At 69.9% G+C, this 15219-nt stretch carries 17 protein-coding genes; 9 read left to right on the plus strand and 8 right to left on the minus strand.

Annotated features, from left to right (window positions below; genetic code table 11):
* Positions 1-34: 34 nt before the first annotated feature.
* The 3 genes from ACQPWU_RS52550 to ACQPWU_RS52560 are packed head-to-tail and all read right to left on the minus strand — an operon-like array spanning position 35 to position 1488.
* Positions 35-304: an exodeoxyribonuclease VII small subunit gene (locus ACQPWU_RS52550; protein ID WP_360683405.1), complete on the minus strand. Its 270-nt coding sequence runs from the start codon at positions 302-304 to the stop codon at positions 35-37.
* 33 nt (positions 305-337) lie between these two features.
* Entirely contained in the window at positions 338-868 is a 531-nt protein-coding gene (locus tag ACQPWU_RS52555; protein ID WP_433434392.1) for a DUF4245 domain-containing protein, read from the minus strand.
* A gap of 11 nt (positions 869-879) precedes the next feature.
* Complete coding sequence (locus ACQPWU_RS52560) at positions 880-1488, minus strand: TetR/AcrR family transcriptional regulator (RefSeq protein ID WP_433434394.1); 609 nt, start codon at positions 1486-1488, stop codon at positions 880-882.
* 233 nt (positions 1489-1721) lie between these two features.
* Here ACQPWU_RS52560 and glpX point away from each other — a divergent pair, with 233 nt between their 5' ends.
* On the plus strand, positions 1722-2756 hold the full coding sequence (glpX, locus tag ACQPWU_RS52565; RefSeq protein WP_433434395.1) for a class II fructose-bisphosphatase: 1035 nt from the start codon (positions 1722-1724) through the stop codon (positions 2754-2756).
* A gap of 84 nt (positions 2757-2840) precedes the next feature.
* On the opposite strand, the gene ACQPWU_RS52570 is transcribed toward glpX, so the two are convergent.
* On the minus strand, positions 2841-3491 hold the full coding sequence (locus ACQPWU_RS52570) for a DUF1707 SHOCT-like domain-containing protein (RefSeq protein WP_433434397.1): 651 nt from the start codon (positions 3489-3491) through the stop codon (positions 2841-2843).
* A gap of 53 nt (positions 3492-3544) precedes the next feature.
* Complete coding sequence (locus tag ACQPWU_RS52575; RefSeq protein WP_433434399.1) at positions 3545-4096, minus strand: TetR/AcrR family transcriptional regulator; 552 nt, start codon at positions 4094-4096, stop codon at positions 3545-3547.
* Positions 4097-4170: 74 nt separating this feature from the next.
* Here ACQPWU_RS52575 and ACQPWU_RS52580 point away from each other — a divergent pair, with 74 nt between their 5' ends.
* Genes ACQPWU_RS52580 through ACQPWU_RS52595 form a run of 4 tightly spaced genes read left to right on the plus strand, consistent with a single transcriptional unit; the run spans position 4171 to position 7628 of the window.
* Complete coding sequence (locus ACQPWU_RS52580) at positions 4171-4878, plus strand: SDR family oxidoreductase (protein WP_433434401.1); 708 nt, start codon at positions 4171-4173, stop codon at positions 4876-4878.
* Complete coding sequence (locus ACQPWU_RS52585) at positions 4875-5672, plus strand: SDR family NAD(P)-dependent oxidoreductase (RefSeq protein ID WP_433434403.1); 798 nt, start codon at positions 4875-4877, stop codon at positions 5670-5672. Before ACQPWU_RS52580 ends, ACQPWU_RS52585 begins: the two co-directional genes overlap by 4 nt.
* Before the next feature lie 52 nt (positions 5673-5724).
* The gene (locus tag ACQPWU_RS52590) at positions 5725-6414 is read left to right on the plus strand and encodes a DUF998 domain-containing protein (RefSeq protein ID WP_433434405.1); all 690 of its coding nucleotides are present in this window, start codon (positions 5725-5727) and stop codon (positions 6412-6414) included.
* Positions 6415-6455: 41 nt separating this feature from the next.
* On the plus strand, positions 6456-7628 hold the full coding sequence (locus ACQPWU_RS52595; protein ID WP_433434406.1) for an MFS transporter: 1173 nt from the start codon (positions 6456-6458) through the stop codon (positions 7626-7628).
* Positions 7629-7690: 62 nt separating this feature from the next.
* Here the strand turns inward: ACQPWU_RS52595 and ACQPWU_RS52600 are convergent, their stop codons facing one another.
* Both ACQPWU_RS52600 and ACQPWU_RS52605 read right to left on the minus strand, forming a co-directional pair.
* Entirely contained in the window at positions 7691-8629 is a 939-nt protein-coding gene (locus ACQPWU_RS52600) for a Gfo/Idh/MocA family protein (protein ID WP_433434408.1), read from the minus strand.
* A gap of 49 nt (positions 8630-8678) precedes the next feature.
* Entirely contained in the window at positions 8679-10079 is a 1401-nt protein-coding gene (locus ACQPWU_RS52605; RefSeq protein ID WP_433434410.1) for a PLP-dependent aminotransferase family protein, read from the minus strand.
* Positions 10080-10147: 68 nt separating this feature from the next.
* Here ACQPWU_RS52605 and ACQPWU_RS52610 point away from each other — a divergent pair, with 68 nt between their 5' ends.
* Both ACQPWU_RS52610 and ACQPWU_RS52615 read left to right on the plus strand, forming a co-directional pair.
* Positions 10148-11029: a DMT family transporter gene (locus ACQPWU_RS52610; RefSeq protein WP_433434412.1), complete on the plus strand. Its 882-nt coding sequence runs from the start codon at positions 10148-10150 to the stop codon at positions 11027-11029.
* 26 nt (positions 11030-11055) lie between these two features.
* Complete coding sequence (locus ACQPWU_RS52615; protein WP_433434414.1) at positions 11056-12711, plus strand: fumarate hydratase; 1656 nt, start codon at positions 11056-11058, stop codon at positions 12709-12711.
* A gap of 97 nt (positions 12712-12808) precedes the next feature.
* Here ACQPWU_RS52615 and ACQPWU_RS52620 read toward each other — a convergent pair whose 3' ends face one another.
* Positions 12809-12997 (minus strand): DUF5999 family protein, encoded by a 189-nt coding sequence (locus ACQPWU_RS52620; protein ID WP_360683446.1) that lies wholly within the window; start codon positions 12995-12997, stop codon positions 12809-12811.
* Between the two features lie 453 nt (positions 12998-13450).
* On the opposite strand from ACQPWU_RS52620, the gene ACQPWU_RS52625 reads away from it, so the two are divergent.
* Positions 13451-14035 carry a superoxide dismutase gene (locus ACQPWU_RS52625; RefSeq protein ID WP_433434416.1) on the plus strand — a complete coding sequence of 195 codons (585 nt, stop codon included), beginning with the start codon at positions 13451-13453 and terminating at the stop codon, positions 14033-14035.
* A 70-nt stretch (positions 14036-14105) separates the two neighbouring features.
* Positions 14106-15218, plus strand: coding sequence for a serine/threonine-protein kinase (locus tag ACQPWU_RS52630; RefSeq protein ID WP_433434418.1), 1113 nt, complete (start codon positions 14106-14108; stop codon positions 15216-15218).
* The last annotated feature ends 1 nt before the right edge of the window (position 15219 follow it).

Consider the following 15219-nt stretch of genomic DNA (forward strand, 5'->3'; position numbering starts at 1 on the left):
GCGCAGGTCGCCCAGCAAAAGGGGGCGGGACCGCTCAGAACGGCGCGTCGTCGGCGTGACCCGCTGTGGGCTCGGAGCGGCGCGCCATGGCGGCGGCGAGCTTGACCCTGGCCCCCTGCAGCCATTCCTCGCAGACCGCCGCCAGCTTCTCGCCGCGCTCCCACAGCTCGATGGACTGCTCCAGGGTGAGCCCGCCGGTCTCCAGCCGCCGCACCACGTCGGTCAGCTCCTCGCGCGCCTGCTCGTATGAGGGTGCCTTCTCTTCTGCTGCCACGAGCACCACCCTAGACGCGCCGGCCGACATCCGCGGGGCAGGCGCAGGTGAAGGCCGGAGCGGTCAGCCCTTGGGGCGCTGCTGCAGGACGGATGCCAGCTCGGCCAGCTCCGGCCAGTCGGCCGTACCGGTGATCACGAGGGTCACCTCGGGCAGGACGCGGACCAGCGAGCGCTGCTTCTTGTCCTCGCGGAAGCGCTGCTCCCACGTCACACCGCCGACCTGCTGCGTGCCGACGGCCTTGTCGGAGCTGGCCATGCGGCTGGCGAACCCGGCCGCCGGCTGCTCGTTGCTCTGCACGAACATCGCATGCTGGCGCTTGGCGGTGGCGTAGCCGAGGTAGAGGACCTGCGCGCCGTTCTCACCCTTGGCGATCTTGTTGCTGTTGGGTACCCAGCCCTGCGGGTCCTGCCGCGGGGACCACACTCCGTACGGCACCGAGTGGCCGAAGTTGGCGACGGTGATCGAGTAGTCGAGCCGCGGAATGTGCTCCTCGCGGCTCTGCGGGGTGACGAGCAGGAACAGTCCGGCCGCCGCGAGGCAGACGAACAGCGCTACCGCGTAGCCGTAGAAACCTGTGGTGAACCGTCGCACACTTGGCGAGGTTACCCGCTGGTGGGGGCGGTCGCCGAAGTGGCCGGGCGGATCTGGCCGATGATGGCGAGCACCTCCTCGGCCAGAGCGCGGTCGCCCGTACGCACCACCTCGGACACAGCCGCGGCCAGGGCACCCGTGACGACCACGACCAGCGCGCCCTCGTCCTCGAACAGCGCCGCGTTGAGCTGCGCCCACTTAAGCAACCTGTCGCGCATGACCACGTCGAAGCCGGGCGGCCCGTCGCCGCGCAGGAACAGGTCGGCCAGCTCGCGCTCCTCCAGACACCCGTCGAGATAGGCACGGGCGGCGCTGATGAACACGCGCATCGGGTCGGTCTCGCCGGCGGCGCGAGCCGCACGGGCGGCCTGCTTCGTCCGCTGCGTCTGCCTGCCCTGGAACTCCTCGAACAGCGTGAGGTAGAGATCGGCCTTGCCGGAGAAGTGGTGGTACAGGCTGCCCACGCTGGCGTCGGCCCTGGCCACCACGTCGGTCACGCCCGCTTCTGCGAAGCCCTTGGAGGCGAAGACTTCCCTCGCGGCGGCGAGAAGCGAGCTACGCGTGGCCGCGCCGCGCTCGGATATGCGCGGCTGGACGGCCATGTTCTCCACATCGCTCATTCAGGTCTCCTCCATGGCGGGGCGCCATGCTCCATGGTGGAGGCAAGATCCTTCACGTGCACACGGTATGGCGCAAAATCCGTTCCCCGTTATGACAGGGCAATCCAGTCGAAGCTTACCGAGGCCGTCCCGCGTTACGAATCCGCCCGAGTCTGGGCAGATTATCCGCCTCTGGGCGGGAATAGAGGGGCAACTACGATCGACGTAGATTCCCCACGAGGAGGCTGCTCATCATGTCCGATCAGACATCCGTACCGCCCGCGCTCGCCACGGGTGAGCATGCCCCTGACCGCAACCTGGCGTTGGAACTGGTCCGGGTCACGGAGGCGGCCGCGATGGCGGCGGCCAGGTGGGTCGGCCGGGGGGACAAGAACGGCGCCGACGGCGCCGCGGTGAACGCCATGCGACAGCTGATCAACACGGTCTCCATGAACGGCGTTGTGGTCATCGGCGAGGGCGAGAAGGACCACGCCCCCATGCTGTTCAACGGCGAGCAGGTGGGCGACGGCAGCGGCCCTGACTGTGACGTGGCCGTGGACCCCATCGACGGCACCAGGCTGACCGCGTTGGGCATGCCGGACGCGGTGTCGGTGATCGCGGTGAGCGAGCGCGGCTCGATGTACGACCCGTCGGCCGTGTTCTACATGGAGAAGCTGGTCACCGGCCCTGAGGCCGCCGACGTGGTCGACATCGAGGCACCCGTCTCCGCGAACATCAACGCGGTGGCCAGGGCCAAGCACTGCTCGCCCTACGACGTGACCGTGGTCGTGCTCGACCGGCCCAGGCACGAGCGGCTGGTCAAGGAGATCAGGGAGACGGGCGCGCGGATCAAGTTCATCACCGATGGCGACGTGGCCGGCGCGATCATGGCGGCCCGTGCGGGCACCGGCATCGACCTGATGCTGGGCATCGGCGGCACGCCGGAGGGCATCGTGGCCGCGTGCGCCCTCAAGTGCCTGGGCGGCGTGATCCAGGGCAAGCTCTGGCCGCGCGACGACGCCGAGCGCCGCAAGGCCCTGGACGCCGGGCACGACCTCAACCAGGTGCTCACCACGAACGACCTGGTCAGGTCCGACGACGTGTTCTTCGCGGCAACCGGCATCACGCACGGCGAGCTCATGCAGGGCGTACGGTTCCGCGCGGGCTCGGCGGTGACCGAGTCGCTGGTGATGCGCGGCCGGTCGGGGACGATCCGCAAGATCGAGAGCGAGCACCAGCTCTGGAAACTGCGGGCGTACAGCGCGATCAACTTCGACACCACGGGCTGAGCGCACCCACCGCGAACCAGCGACCACCTCCACGTACGGATGGGGCTGAGCGCGACGACCAGCGCCGTCGCGGCCGAGGCGCCGTCAGCGGCGGCGCTTGCGGCGTGGGGGCTCCTTGACCTTGACATCGCCCACGAAGTTCGTGGTGCGCACCTCGACCACGGGTGCGCCGGGGTCGGTCGGCTGCTTGGTCAGGCGGACCGTCTTGCCCTTGGCGACCCTGATCACCTCGAGCCCTTCCGGCACCTGGATCTCCAGCCCGCCGAAAACGAGGGTGGCGTTGATGATGACCTGCCGGTTCTGCAGGATCGCGTCGCGGAAGTCCAGCTTGGTGGTGCCGAACATGGCCGTCACGTCCAGCTCGGCCGGCACGACCCAGCGCCCCCCGCGCTGCTCCTGCTTGAAGATGGCCGACACAGGGCGGCCGTCCAGGTTGAGCGGCTGCTCGTCGGCGGGCAGCAGGTCGGTGGTGAGCTCGGCCAGCTGGCCGAGCGTGCGCGCGGAGTAGAGCACCCCCAGCCGCTCCTCCAGCTCGTCGAGGGTGAGCCGGCCGTCGGCGTGCGCGTCCTGGAGCACCTGGGCGATGCGCTCACGGTCGGCGTCGGACGCACGGAGCTCGTGGGGCGGCGGCACGTCGTTCGCCGCCTGCGGTCGCCGGGCCGCCACAAACTCCTCGGCCAGCCGCTCTCCGACTTCCTGCAGCTTCGGCAGCCACGATCCCGCGCGTTCGTTCACAATCCGACGATAACCGGCGCCCGGGATAATCGCTCGCGCCGAACGGACCCGCATCAGCGGATTCGCGCCAGAAGTCCGGCAATCTCCTCCGCCAACTCGGAGTTCACCTCGGCGTGGCGATTGAGCAGCCGGTACCACATCACGCCGAACACGAGATCGACGGCCAGGTCCAGGCCCACGTCATCCGGTACGGCGCCACGCTCCAGCACCGAGCGCAGGGCGGCGCGGCGCGGAGCGATGATCTTCGCCCTCAGCTCGGCGGCCAGCCCGGAATCTGCCTGAGCGTCGGCCATCAGCCCCACAACTACCTGCCCCGCGACCCCCTGCGCCAGCGCGAACGTCTGCTCCAGGAACGTCACGAGATCGGCCCGCGCGTCCCCGGTGTCCGGCAACGCCGGGACCTCCTCGGCCAGGACGTCCGTCAGGCCCTCGAGCAGGACCTGCGCCTTGGTCTGCCACCAGCGGTAGACGGTCTGCCTGCCGCTGCCGGCCGCCTGGGCGATGCCCTTCATCGTGACGTTCTGGTATCCGTCGCGGGCGCACAGGTCGAGCGCCGCCCGGAGGATCGCTTTCCTGGCCACTTCGCTGCGTGGTCTGCCAACCATGGCGCCCACTTTACAAGACACCATGCCTCGTTTATATTCGAGGCAAGATGTCTCGAATTGAAAGGGATCCAGAGATGCGAGTAGTGATCGTCGGCGGCACGTCCGGCATCGGCCTGGCGACGGCGGCCCGGCTGGCCGCGGGTGGCGCGGAGGTGTTCGTCACGGGCCGCTCGGAAGAGCGACTGCAGGCGGCGTTGAAGCAGCTCGGCGACCAGGCGAGCGGCGAGGTCCTCGACGCCCGCGACACCGGCGCGATGCGGGCGCTGTTCGAGAGGCTCGGCGGCGTCGATCATGTGATCATCACCGTGACGGGCCGTGGCGGCGCGGGGCCGCTGAGCTCGCTGACCAGCGAGACGCTGACCGGCGCGGTGCAGAACAAGCTGGTCCCGCAGTTCCTGACCGCGCAGGCCGCGCTGGGCGCGCTGAGCGCCGGGGGCTCGATCACCTTCGTGACGGCGGCGTCGGCCGGCGCGGCCTTCCCCGGCGCGTCCCTTCTAGCGGCCGTGAACGGGGCGATCGAGGCCGCGGTTCCCAGCCTGGCGGTCGAGCTGGCGCCCATCAGGGTGAACGCGGTCTCCCCCGGCGTGATCGACACCGACTGGTGGTCGGGGCTGGGGGAAGAGGCGCGGGCCGCGTTCCTGGAGGGCACCGCCGCGAGCCTGCCGGTCGGGCGCGTCGGCACGCCCGATGACGTGGCCACCTCGATCGAGTACGTGGTGCGCAACTCGTTCGTGACCGGGACCGTGCTGACCGTGGACGGAGGAGGGAAGCTGAAGGCATGAGGACGATCCTGATCACCGGGGCCACCGACGGCCTCGGCAGGGAGCTGGCCCACAGGCTCGTGGCGGCGGGCGACCTCGTGATCGTGCACGGCCGCGACCCCGAGCGGGTCCGCCGCGTGCGAGAGCGGGCGGGTGGCCGGAGTGAGGGCATTGTGGCCGACCTGGCCGAGCTGCGGCAGGTCGAGCGGATGGCGTCGGAGGTGCTCGACCGGTTCGACCGGCTCGATGTCCTGGTCAACAACGCCGGGGTCGGGGGCGGCAAGCCGTTCTCCGGCCGCGCGGAGAGCGCAGACGGCATCGAGCTCCGCTTCGCGGTCAACTACCTGGCCGGATACCACCTGACGCGGCGGCTGGAGCCGCTGCTGGTGTCCTCGGCGCCCGCACGCGTGGTGAACGTGGCCTCCGTGGGGCAGCAGGCCATCGACTTCGACGACCCGATGCTGACCAAGGGGTACGGCCGGATGCGCGCCTACGCGCAGAGCAAGCTGGCGCAGATCATGTTCACGTTCGACCTGGCGGAGGAGCTGTCGGATAAGGGCGTGACGGTCAACGCGCTGCATCCGGCGACGTTCATGAACACCTCGATGGTGCGCGAGGCGCTGGTGCCGCCGATCAGCAGCGTCGGCCAGGGCGCGGCGGCCACGCTCCGGCTGATCGACGGGCTCGACGGGGTGACGGGGCGCTACTTCGACCAGGACCGGGAGAGCCGGGCGAACGCCCAGGCGTACGACCTGGAGGCGAGGAAGCGGCTGCGCGACCTCAGCGACGACCTCGTCCGGCGTACGCTCGCCTGAGAGGAATCTCCGCGCGCTCCTCTCCGTTGATCTCGAAAAGGGAGGTGTGTGCGTGCATCAACCGGCGCGATGGGGTCTCGGCGCGGCAGGCGCGGGCATAGCGATGATCGTGGTCCTCGAGCTGGCCGGCATCGACGAGACGAACCCGCTCAAGCGGACCATCAGCGAGCACGGCCTCGGCCCCGACGGGTGGATCTTCGGCTTGGCAGTGGGCCTGCTCGCGGCCGGGTCGGCGGCCATCGGGGTGTCGCTGGCACGCAAGAGGCTGGCCGGGATCTTCGGCACCATCGCGCTCATGGGGTGGAGCGTCGGGCTGTTCATGACGGCGTGGTTCGAGAAGAACGACTGGTCGGTGGGGCCCAGCCTGCACGGGAGCATCCACCGGATGGGCAGCTTGATCGCCTTCCTCAGCCTGCCGCTGGCCGCCGTCATCATCGCCAGGCCCTGGCGGCGCCGGGAGCGGTCGAGGGTCACGCTGGTGGCGTTCGGGCTCGGGATCTGCTCTGTGCTGTGGGTCGTGGGCATCGCCGCGGTCATGCTGATCGGGGCGCGCGACGGGATGCCGTGGTGGCGCGTCATGCCGCTCGGGCTCGTGGAGCGTGGTCTGGCCGTCACAGAGGTGGCCGCCCTCCTCGCGCTCGGCGTGTGGGCGGCGGCCAGGCGACCGGGGGAGGAGCCCGATCAGCTCGGCGAGGCCGCGGTTGCCGGGGTGGCGGAACGGAGTGGCGGGCCGCTAACCTGACCCCGGCTCACGTTTGATTTCCCCCCGATCAGGAGGCCATAGTGCCGTCCTTGCGTGATCGCCAGGCCCGCCGCGCCACGTACGTCGTCTACGCCGTACAGGGCCTGTCATTCGCCTCGCTGCTCATCCAGGTCGCGAACCTGCAGGCCAAGCACGGCCTCGACGAGGGAACCCTGACGCTCCTGCTGCTGATCGTGCCCGTGTTCGCGGGAGTCGGCAGCGTCGCGGCGGGCACGTTCGCCGCCCGGTTCGGCAGCAAGCTGCTCCTCCGCATCGCCCAGCCCGTGGTCGCGGCCGCGGTGGTGCTCGTCGGCCTCGCGCCGAACGTGCCGCTGCTGCTGCCCGTGCTGCTGCTGTTCGGGCTGGGGGTGGGCGCGGTGGACGCGGGCATGAACATGCAGGGCGTGGCGGTCGAGCGCAGGTACGGCGTGCAGGTGCTGAACGGGTTCCACAGCGTGTGGAGCGTGTTCAGCATGCTCGGGGCGGCATGGGCGTCGGCGGCCGCCGATCTCCCGCTTCCGTTGATCATGTCCATCCCGATGGTGTTCGCGGTGGCGGGCTCACTCCTTTCCGGGCGCCACCTGTGCACTCCCGAGGAGGAGAAGGTCGAGGACGCCCCCGCCGGCGCCGCCGCCGGCAAGTTCCCGTGGCGGCCGATCATCCCGCTCTGCCTGGCCATGGCCTTCCTGTACGTCGGCGACGCCGCGGTCTCCAACTTCAACACCGTGTTCATGAAGAACGTGCTCCAAGCGAGTGCGCAGGTGATCCCGCTGGCGTACGTCGCGTACCAGGCGACCACCCTGGCTGTCCGGCTCGGCGGCGACCTGGCGGTGCGGCGGTACGGCCCCGCCGCCATCGTCAGGATCGGCGGCGTGATCGCCACCCTGGGCTTCCTCGGCGTCGTTCTCGCCCCCAACCAGCCGCTCGGCATCGTCGCCTTCGGGCTGACCGGGATCGGACTGTCGGTGGTGGCACCGCAGTCGTTCTCGGCGGCGGGCAAGCTCGACCCGGCCGGGACCGGGGTGGCCATCGCCCGGGTGAACCTCTTCAACTACGTCGGCTTCATCGTGGGCGCGGCCCTGGTGGGCGGCATCGCGGACGCCGCGGACATGCGGCTGGCGTTCGCCGCGCCCCTGGTGCTGGCCTCCGTCATCATCGTCCTCGCCCCGGGCTTCGAGCCCAATCGCCGAACCTCCGCCCCCTCCACCGCCTGACCGCCCGGGTCGAGGTCTCCCCTCCCTCCGGGCGGTGCGTCGCCGTGCTGCTCCTGGGGGCTTTACCGCCGTACCTCCGCCACCTCGACGGTGCGGCGTTCGCGCAGTGACAGGTCGGCGGCCTCGGCCACGTAAAGCGCCTCCAGTGCGTCCTCGATCGTGCAGAGGCTCTTGTCACTCGTCAGGAAGCCGTCGATCTCGTTGCGGTAGGCGGTCTCGAAGCGGGTGACGAAGTCCGGCCAGGCCTTCTCAGGACGCGGCAGGTCCTCGGTCGTGAAGAGGGGGGCGCGCGGGCCGAGACCGACGGCCTGGGTGCGCCTGGTTCCGGCCAGCTCCATGCGGACGTCGTAGCCGCCGCCGTTGTAGCGCGAGCCCTGCAGAGTGGCCAGCGTGCCGTCGTCCAGGGTGAGCAGCGCGGCGCTGTTGTCGACGTCACCCGCCTCGGCGAAGAACGACGCCCCGCGGTTCGCTCCCATCGCGTACACCGAGACCACCTCGCGGCCCGTCACCCAGCGCAGGATGTCGAAGTCGTGGATGTGGCAGTCGCGGAAGATGCCGCCTGAGGTCGCGATGTACTCGGCGGGCGGTGGCGCGGGATCCGCGGTGATCAGGTGAACGCGGTGCAACTCCCCCAGTTCCCCACCGCGCAGCGCGTGCGCCGCCGCCGCGTACCCGGGGTCGAACCTGCGCTGGAATCCGATCTGCACCCGGTTGCCCGCGCTAGCCTCCAGCACCTTGACGGTCTCGGCCACCGTGCTCGCGACCGGCTTCTCGCAGAAGACGGGTATGCCTTGCTCGCAGGCCCTGATGATGAGCTCGGCGTGGGTGCCGGTCGGGGTCGCGATGACCACGGCGTCCGACTCGAAGGGGTCCCCCGGCCCGCCGTACGGGGAGGTACGTACGGGATCGGCCACGATCAGCTCGTCCACCAGCGGATGCGCGGCCAGGGTCGCGGCGTGAAAGGCTCCGATCCTGCCCAGACCCAGCAGTCCCACACGCATGGCGCCTCCAATCGGGATCAGGCTTTCTTTCTAAGCGAGGTCTTCTCCCTCAGTCAACGTTTTGTCCTGACATGCTGACCTTTAAGCCTCGTACGGCCTCAAATGCCTTGTGCGCCGGCAGCCGGGCGAAGCCCACCACCACGGCCGCGGGCCCCGGCGAGTCGCGCATCGGCGCGACGGGCTCGGTGGACAGGCCGAGCTCCTGCGCGGCGCGCGTGGTCCTGAGCTCGTCCCAGCCGTCCGGCAGCTCCAGGTAGACGTGCAGGCCCGCGTCGATGCCCTTGACCCGGATCTCGGGCAGCTCCTCGGCCAGCGCCCTGACCAGGGCGTCCCTGCGACGGCGGTACTCCCGGCGCATCCTGCGCAGGTGCTTGTCGTAGCCGCCGGTGCGCAGGAAGTGCGCCAGCGCGTACTGCTCGATGACCGGCGAGCCCAGATCCAGCTCGCCCCGTGCCCGGCGTACCGCCTCGGCCAGGTCGGGGGGCGCCGCCACCCAGCCGAGGCGCAGACCCGGCGCCATCGCCTTGCTCACACTGCCCGAGAGGATCACCCGGTCGGGGGCCAGGCCCTGGAGGCAGCCGACGGGGTCGCGGTCGAAGCGGAACTCGGCGTCGTAGTCGTCCTCCAGGATCGCCCGGTTTCCCGCGTACGCCCACTCCATCAGGGCGGCCCGGCGCGGCGGCGAGAGGACCACGCCCGTCGGGTACTGGTGCGCCGGCGTGACCAGGACGGCGTCGCCACTCAGCCTCCGCACGTCCAGTCCCTCCTCGTCCACGGGGACCGGCACGAGGTGCGCGCCCGCCCGCCTGAGCAGCGGCACCTGGCGGTGGCTCGTCGGGTCCTCGACGGCCAGCCGGAGCGGGCGCTGCCGGCTCAGCACGTGCAGGACCAGGCTCAGGCCCTGGGCCACGCCGCCCACGATGATGAGGTTCTCCGGGCGCACGTCCGCCGCCCTGACCCGCCTGAGGTAGCCGGCCAGCTCCTCGCGCAGTTCGGGCACCCCGCCGGGGTCCCCGTAGTCGAGGGCTTCCGAGGGGACGGTGGTCAGGACGTGCCTGACGGCGGCGAGCCAGCGCTCGCGGGGGAAGTGGCTGAGGTCGGGAGAGGTGGGGCGATGCCCGTAGAACGGCGCGCACACGGGGGCGCTCCGGCGCGCCGGCGTGGGGCGGGGCGCCGCCGTCTGGCGAGCGGCGGGCCTGGCGGGGGCCTTGGGGGTGACCTGGGTGCCGACGCCCACCCTGGAGACCAGGAAGCCCTCGGCGACGAGCTGCTCGTACGCCTCCACCACCACGCCCCTGGAGACCTGGAGGTCGGTGGCGAGGTCGCGGGTCGCGGGAAGACGGGTGCCCGGAGTCAGCCGGCCGCCCCTGATGGACTCGCGCAGCTCGGAGGCGATCTGCCCGGCAATCCCTCCCCTATCACGATTTATATGGATATGGAGGTCAGCCATATTGGTCCTGTCTTTTATCGGGGCATTGGACTGTTTGCGGGAACCATTGTCTCCCTAGCATCCTTCGCATGAGAAACGGCATCGTTGGGGCCGCCTCGGCCATGTTCCTCGTCGGGACGCTGGCCGGAGTGTCCGGACTCGTGGACGGCTATCCCCTGTACGGCGGACAGGCGGTTCGGTATCTCGCGGCTTCGATCGTCCTGCTTGTCATCACGCGAGCGCTCGGCCTGCGGTTCGTCCGGCTCACGCTGCGCGAGGCGCTCTGCCTGGGCGGGCTCACCATGCTCGGTCTGGTGATGTTCAACGTCTGCGTGGTCGAGTCGACCCGCGCCGCCGGGCCCACTCTGGTCGGGACCGTGCTCGGCACCGTGCCGCTGGCCCTCGCGCTGGCCGGCGGTCGCCCGGCGCCCCGGCTGCTGGCCGGGGCCTGCGTGGTGGTGGCCGGGGCGACGCTGGCCACCGGGCTCGGCAGCGGCAACCTGCCCGGCCTGCTGTGGGCGCTGGGCGCACTCGTCGGCGAGGTGAGCTTCTCCATGCTGGCCATCCCGCTGCTGCCGAAGCTGGGGGCGATCAGGGTGTCGGCCTACTCGACGGCGCTGGCCGTGCCCCTGCTGGCCGTGGCCGGGCTGGCGGACGAGGGGACGGCCGGGATGTTCAGGCCGCCGACGGCGGCGGAGGTGCTCGGGTTCGCGTACCTGGCGGTCGTGGTGACGGTGGTGGCGTTCTTCCTCTGGTACAGCTCGCTGCCCAAGCTGGGCCCCGGCCGGGCCGGGCTGTTCGCGGGGCTCATCCCGGTGGGCGCCATCGTGACGGGGACGGTGCTGGGGGTGGCCACGCCGTCCGCGTACGACCTGCTGGGCGCGGGGCTCGTGATCGCGGGCATCCTCGTGGGCCTGACCGCGGAACGGTCACGAACGGTCTCTGAAGTACCGGCACCGGGAGGCGCGTAATCTCTTGGGGGACCGAAAGGATGGACATGGGCGACTTCGACTACACCGACCTGCTGCCGCTGGGAGCCGATGAGACCGAGTATCGGCTGATCACATCGGAGGGGGTGCGGAAGGTCGAGGCGGCCGGGCGTACGTTCCTCGAGGTCGAGCCGGAGGCGCTGCGGCTGCTGACCGAGACGGCCATCCATGACATCTCGCACTTCCTGCGGGCCTCGCACCTGGCCCAGCTCAGGAAGATCGTCGATGACCCCGAGTCCAGCGGCAACGACCGGTTCGTGGCGCTCGACCTGCTCAAGAACGCCTCCATCTCCGCCGGCGGCGTGCTGCCCATGTGCCAGGACACCGGCACCGCGATCGTCATGGGCAAGCGCGGGCGCCACGTGCTGACCGACGGGCTCGACGCCGAGCACATCGCGCGGGGCGTGTACGACGCGTACACCAAGCTCAACCTGCGTTACTCGCAGATGGCCCCGCTGACCATGTGGGAGGAGAAGAACACCGGCAGCAACCTGCCCGCCCAGATCGAGCTGTACGCCGAGGACCCGCACGGCCATCCGGACGAGTACAAACTGCTGTTCATGGCCAAGGGCGGCGGCTCGGCCAACAAGTCGTTCCTGTACCAGGAGACCAAGGCCGTGCTCAACGAGAAGCGCATGATGGCCTTCCTGGAGGAGAAGATCCGCTCGCTGGGCACCGCGGCCTGCCCGCCGTACCACCTGGCCGTCGTCGTGGGCGGCACCTCCGCCGAGTTCGCGCTGAAGACCGCCAAGTACGCCAGCGCCCGCTACCTCGACTCGATCCCCACGGAGGGGTCGGCGTCGGGGCACGGGTTCCGCGACCTGGAGATGGAGGCCAAGGTCTTCGAGCTGACGCAGAAGCTGGGGATCGGGGCGCAGTTCGGGGGCAAGTACTTCTGCCACGACGTACGCGTCATCCGCCTGCCCAGGCACGGGGCTTCCTGCCCGGTGGCCATCGCCGTCTCCTGCTCGGCCGACCGCCAGGCGCTGGCCAAGATCACGCCTGAGGGCGTCTTCCTGGAGAAGCTGGAAACCGACCCCGCCCGCTTCCTCCCGGAGACCACCGACGAGCACCTCTCCGACGACGTCGTCCAGGTGGACCTCAACCGCCCCATGTCCGAGATCCTCGCCGAGCTGACGAGATATCCCGTCAAGACCCGCCTCTCCCTCACCGGCCCCCTCGTGGTCGCGCGCGACATCGCCCACGCCAAGATCGCCGAGCTGCTGGACAACGGTGGCGAGATGCCCCAGTACATGAAGGACCACGCGGTCTACTACGCGGGACCGGCCAAGACCCCCGCCGGGTACGCCTCCGGCTCGTTCGGTCCGACCACCGCCGGGCGGATGGACTCGTACGTGGGGCGCTTCCAGGCGGCGGGCGGCTCGATGGTCATGCTGGCCAAGGGCAACCGGTCCAAGCAGGTCACCGAGGCCTGTCAGAAGCACGGCGGGTTCTATCTGGGGTCCATCGGCGGCCCCGCGGCGCGGCTGGCGCAGGACTGCATCAAGAAGGTCGAGGTGCTGGAGTATCCGGAGCTGGGGATGGAGGCGGTGTGGAAGATCGAGGTGGTGGACTTCCCCGCGTTCATCGTGGTGGACGACAAGGGTGACGACTTCTTCACCGACCGCACCGGCCCGGTGCTGAGCATCGGGCGCCGCGGCTGAGTCGAGCGCACCGCCCCGCCGTGACGGGCCGCCGACGCGCGTGCCGGTGGCGGCGGTGGCGGGCTACGGCGGCTCATGCGGCGGACGGCCACGCGGCTCAGGCGGCCACCGGAGCCCGGTGCGGCGCCACGACGGTGCCGTCGGGCAGCAGCAGACCGGTGTCGTCGAACAGCACGACGCCGTTGCAGAGCAGGCTCCAGCCCTGGTCGGGGTGGGCCGCGATGACGTGCGACGCCTCACGGTCGGGCGAGTCGGCACTGGGGCAAACGGGGTAGTGACAGCACATCGCGCACCTCTCAGATTGCGCTCCTGATTCCTGGCTTTCAAAAGGGCAACGGGCGCCCCGAAGGCGTGCGAAGGTCCAGCGTGGCTCTGGTCGACTTCTTCGGTCGGCTGCGAACCTGGGTCTGGCGCATCTTCATCACGTCCCTCAATAGCCTGGCGTTAGCAGTGGACCTCGGCGTACACCCTCAGTCTGTCCCTCGAGGCCGACAGTTTCCGGGTCTTTGGGAGAACGCCCTCTCTCTTGGCTGTACCATGCCCCGCCCCCCTTTCGGCACCCTTACAAGTGGCTGACAGCCTCCCTGAAGTTCCTGACAGTCAGCCTGCCGTACCCCTGAAAGACCCCTACCAGGCATCATGCACATTTATCGGCGGCGCATGTGTGCTGAACGACACATCTGCCCGGCGAGCTGCGCAAACGTGCCCAGGAAAGTTTGGCGGGGAAGCCCTTCCCGACATGCCCTACGACTACGCCTCGCTCGAGCCGGCCATCACCGGCGAGATCCTGGAACTGCACCACGCCAAGCACCATGCGGCCTACGTCAAGGGCGCCAACGACACGCTGGAGCGCCTGGCCGAGGCTCGCGACAAGGGCGAGTTCTCGAATCTGGTGGGCCTGGAGAAGACGTTCGCCTTCAACCTGTCCGGGCACGTACTGCACTCGATCTTCTGGGAGAACCTGTCGCCGGACGGCGGCGACCGCCCGGACGGGCCGCTCAGGGACGCCATCGACGAGCACTTCGGCACGTTCGAGGCGTTCCAGAAGCAGCTCACCACCGCCACCTCGACGGTGCAGGGCTCCGGCTGGGGCGTGCTGGCCCGGGAACCGGTGGGCCGCAGGCTCGTCGTCGAGCAGGTCTACGACCATCACGGCAACGTGGGCATGAACACCACTCCGCTGCTGGTGTTCGACGCCTGGGAGCACGCGTACTACCTTCAGTATCGAAACGTGCGCCCGGACTACGTCGAGAAACTGTGGGGCCTCGTGAACTGGGCCGATGTGACCACGAGGTTTGCTGACGTGACGAGTCAGGCGGGTTGACTTAAGTTCGCAACAATTTATCGGCCGCGCCTCTACTGGTCGGTTTACACAAATAGGTAAGCTGCCAGGCATGCGTGCGCCCTCTGGTTACCTACTCGCCGCGCGCTACCGGCTTGTGGAGCCGGTTGGACGCGGCGGCATGGGCACCGTTTGGCGGGCGCATGACGAGCTGCTCGACCGTGATGTGGCGGTCAAGGAGGTGCGGCTGCCGACCGTGCTCGACGAGGAGCTGCGCGCCGAGCTGTGCGCGCGGACCGAGCGCGAGGGCAGGGCGACCGCGATGGTCGCGCACCCGTCGGTCATCACCGTCTTCGACGTGGTCACCGAGGACGACCGGCCGTGGATCGTGATGGAGCTGCTCCGGGCCAAGTCCCTGGAGCAGCTCATCCAGGAGGAGGGACCGCTCCACCCGCGCAGGGCCGCCGAGATCGGCCGGCAGATCCTCGGCGCGCTACGCGCCGTCCACGCCAAGGGGATCCTGCACCGCGACGTCAAGCCGAGCAACGTGCTGGTGACCGAGGACCGCGCGGTGCTCACCGACTTCGGGCTGGCCGCGCTCGAAGGTGACGTTTCCATCACCCAGGCGGGCATCGTCCTGGGGTCCGCGGGATACATCGCTCCAGAGCGGGTGCTCGGCTCGAAGGCCAGCCCCGCGGGCGATCTGTGGTCGCTCGGCGCGACCCTCTACACCGCCGTCGAGGGCAGGGGCCTGCACGGTCGCCGTACGGCCGCCGCCGCGCTCGCGGCGCTCACCAGCGGCGAGCCGATCCCGATGACCAAGGCGGGGCCGCTGGCCCCGGTGCTTGACGCGCTGCTCAGGATCGACCCGCAGACCAGGCTCGACTCCGTGCGGGCCTCGCTCATGCTGGCCAGAGTGGCCGCGGGAGGCTCGGCCGAGGAGCCCCTGGCACCGCGCAAGTCCATCCGCATGGGCCCGTCCACCATCACGACGCCGTCTTTCACACGCAGGCCCGCGCATCGCGGGCTGCACAGGGCGGACGTCACCGCGACAGCGCTGTCGGTCCCGGCGCCGCGGCAAGAACGCAAACCCGGCGAGGGGGTGCACAGGAAACGCGTTGAAGCGGGGCCGGCACCCTCCGCATATGCCCGTTTCAAAGCGGCGGTGATAAAGTTGTGTCTTCCTCGGCGGTTCTGGCCAAGAGAACTTCGCAAGCGAGGTTAAA

Source organism: Nonomuraea sp. CA-141351, from assembly GCF_050944675.1.
GTDB lineage: Bacteria > Actinomycetota > Actinomycetes > Streptosporangiales > Streptosporangiaceae > Nonomuraea.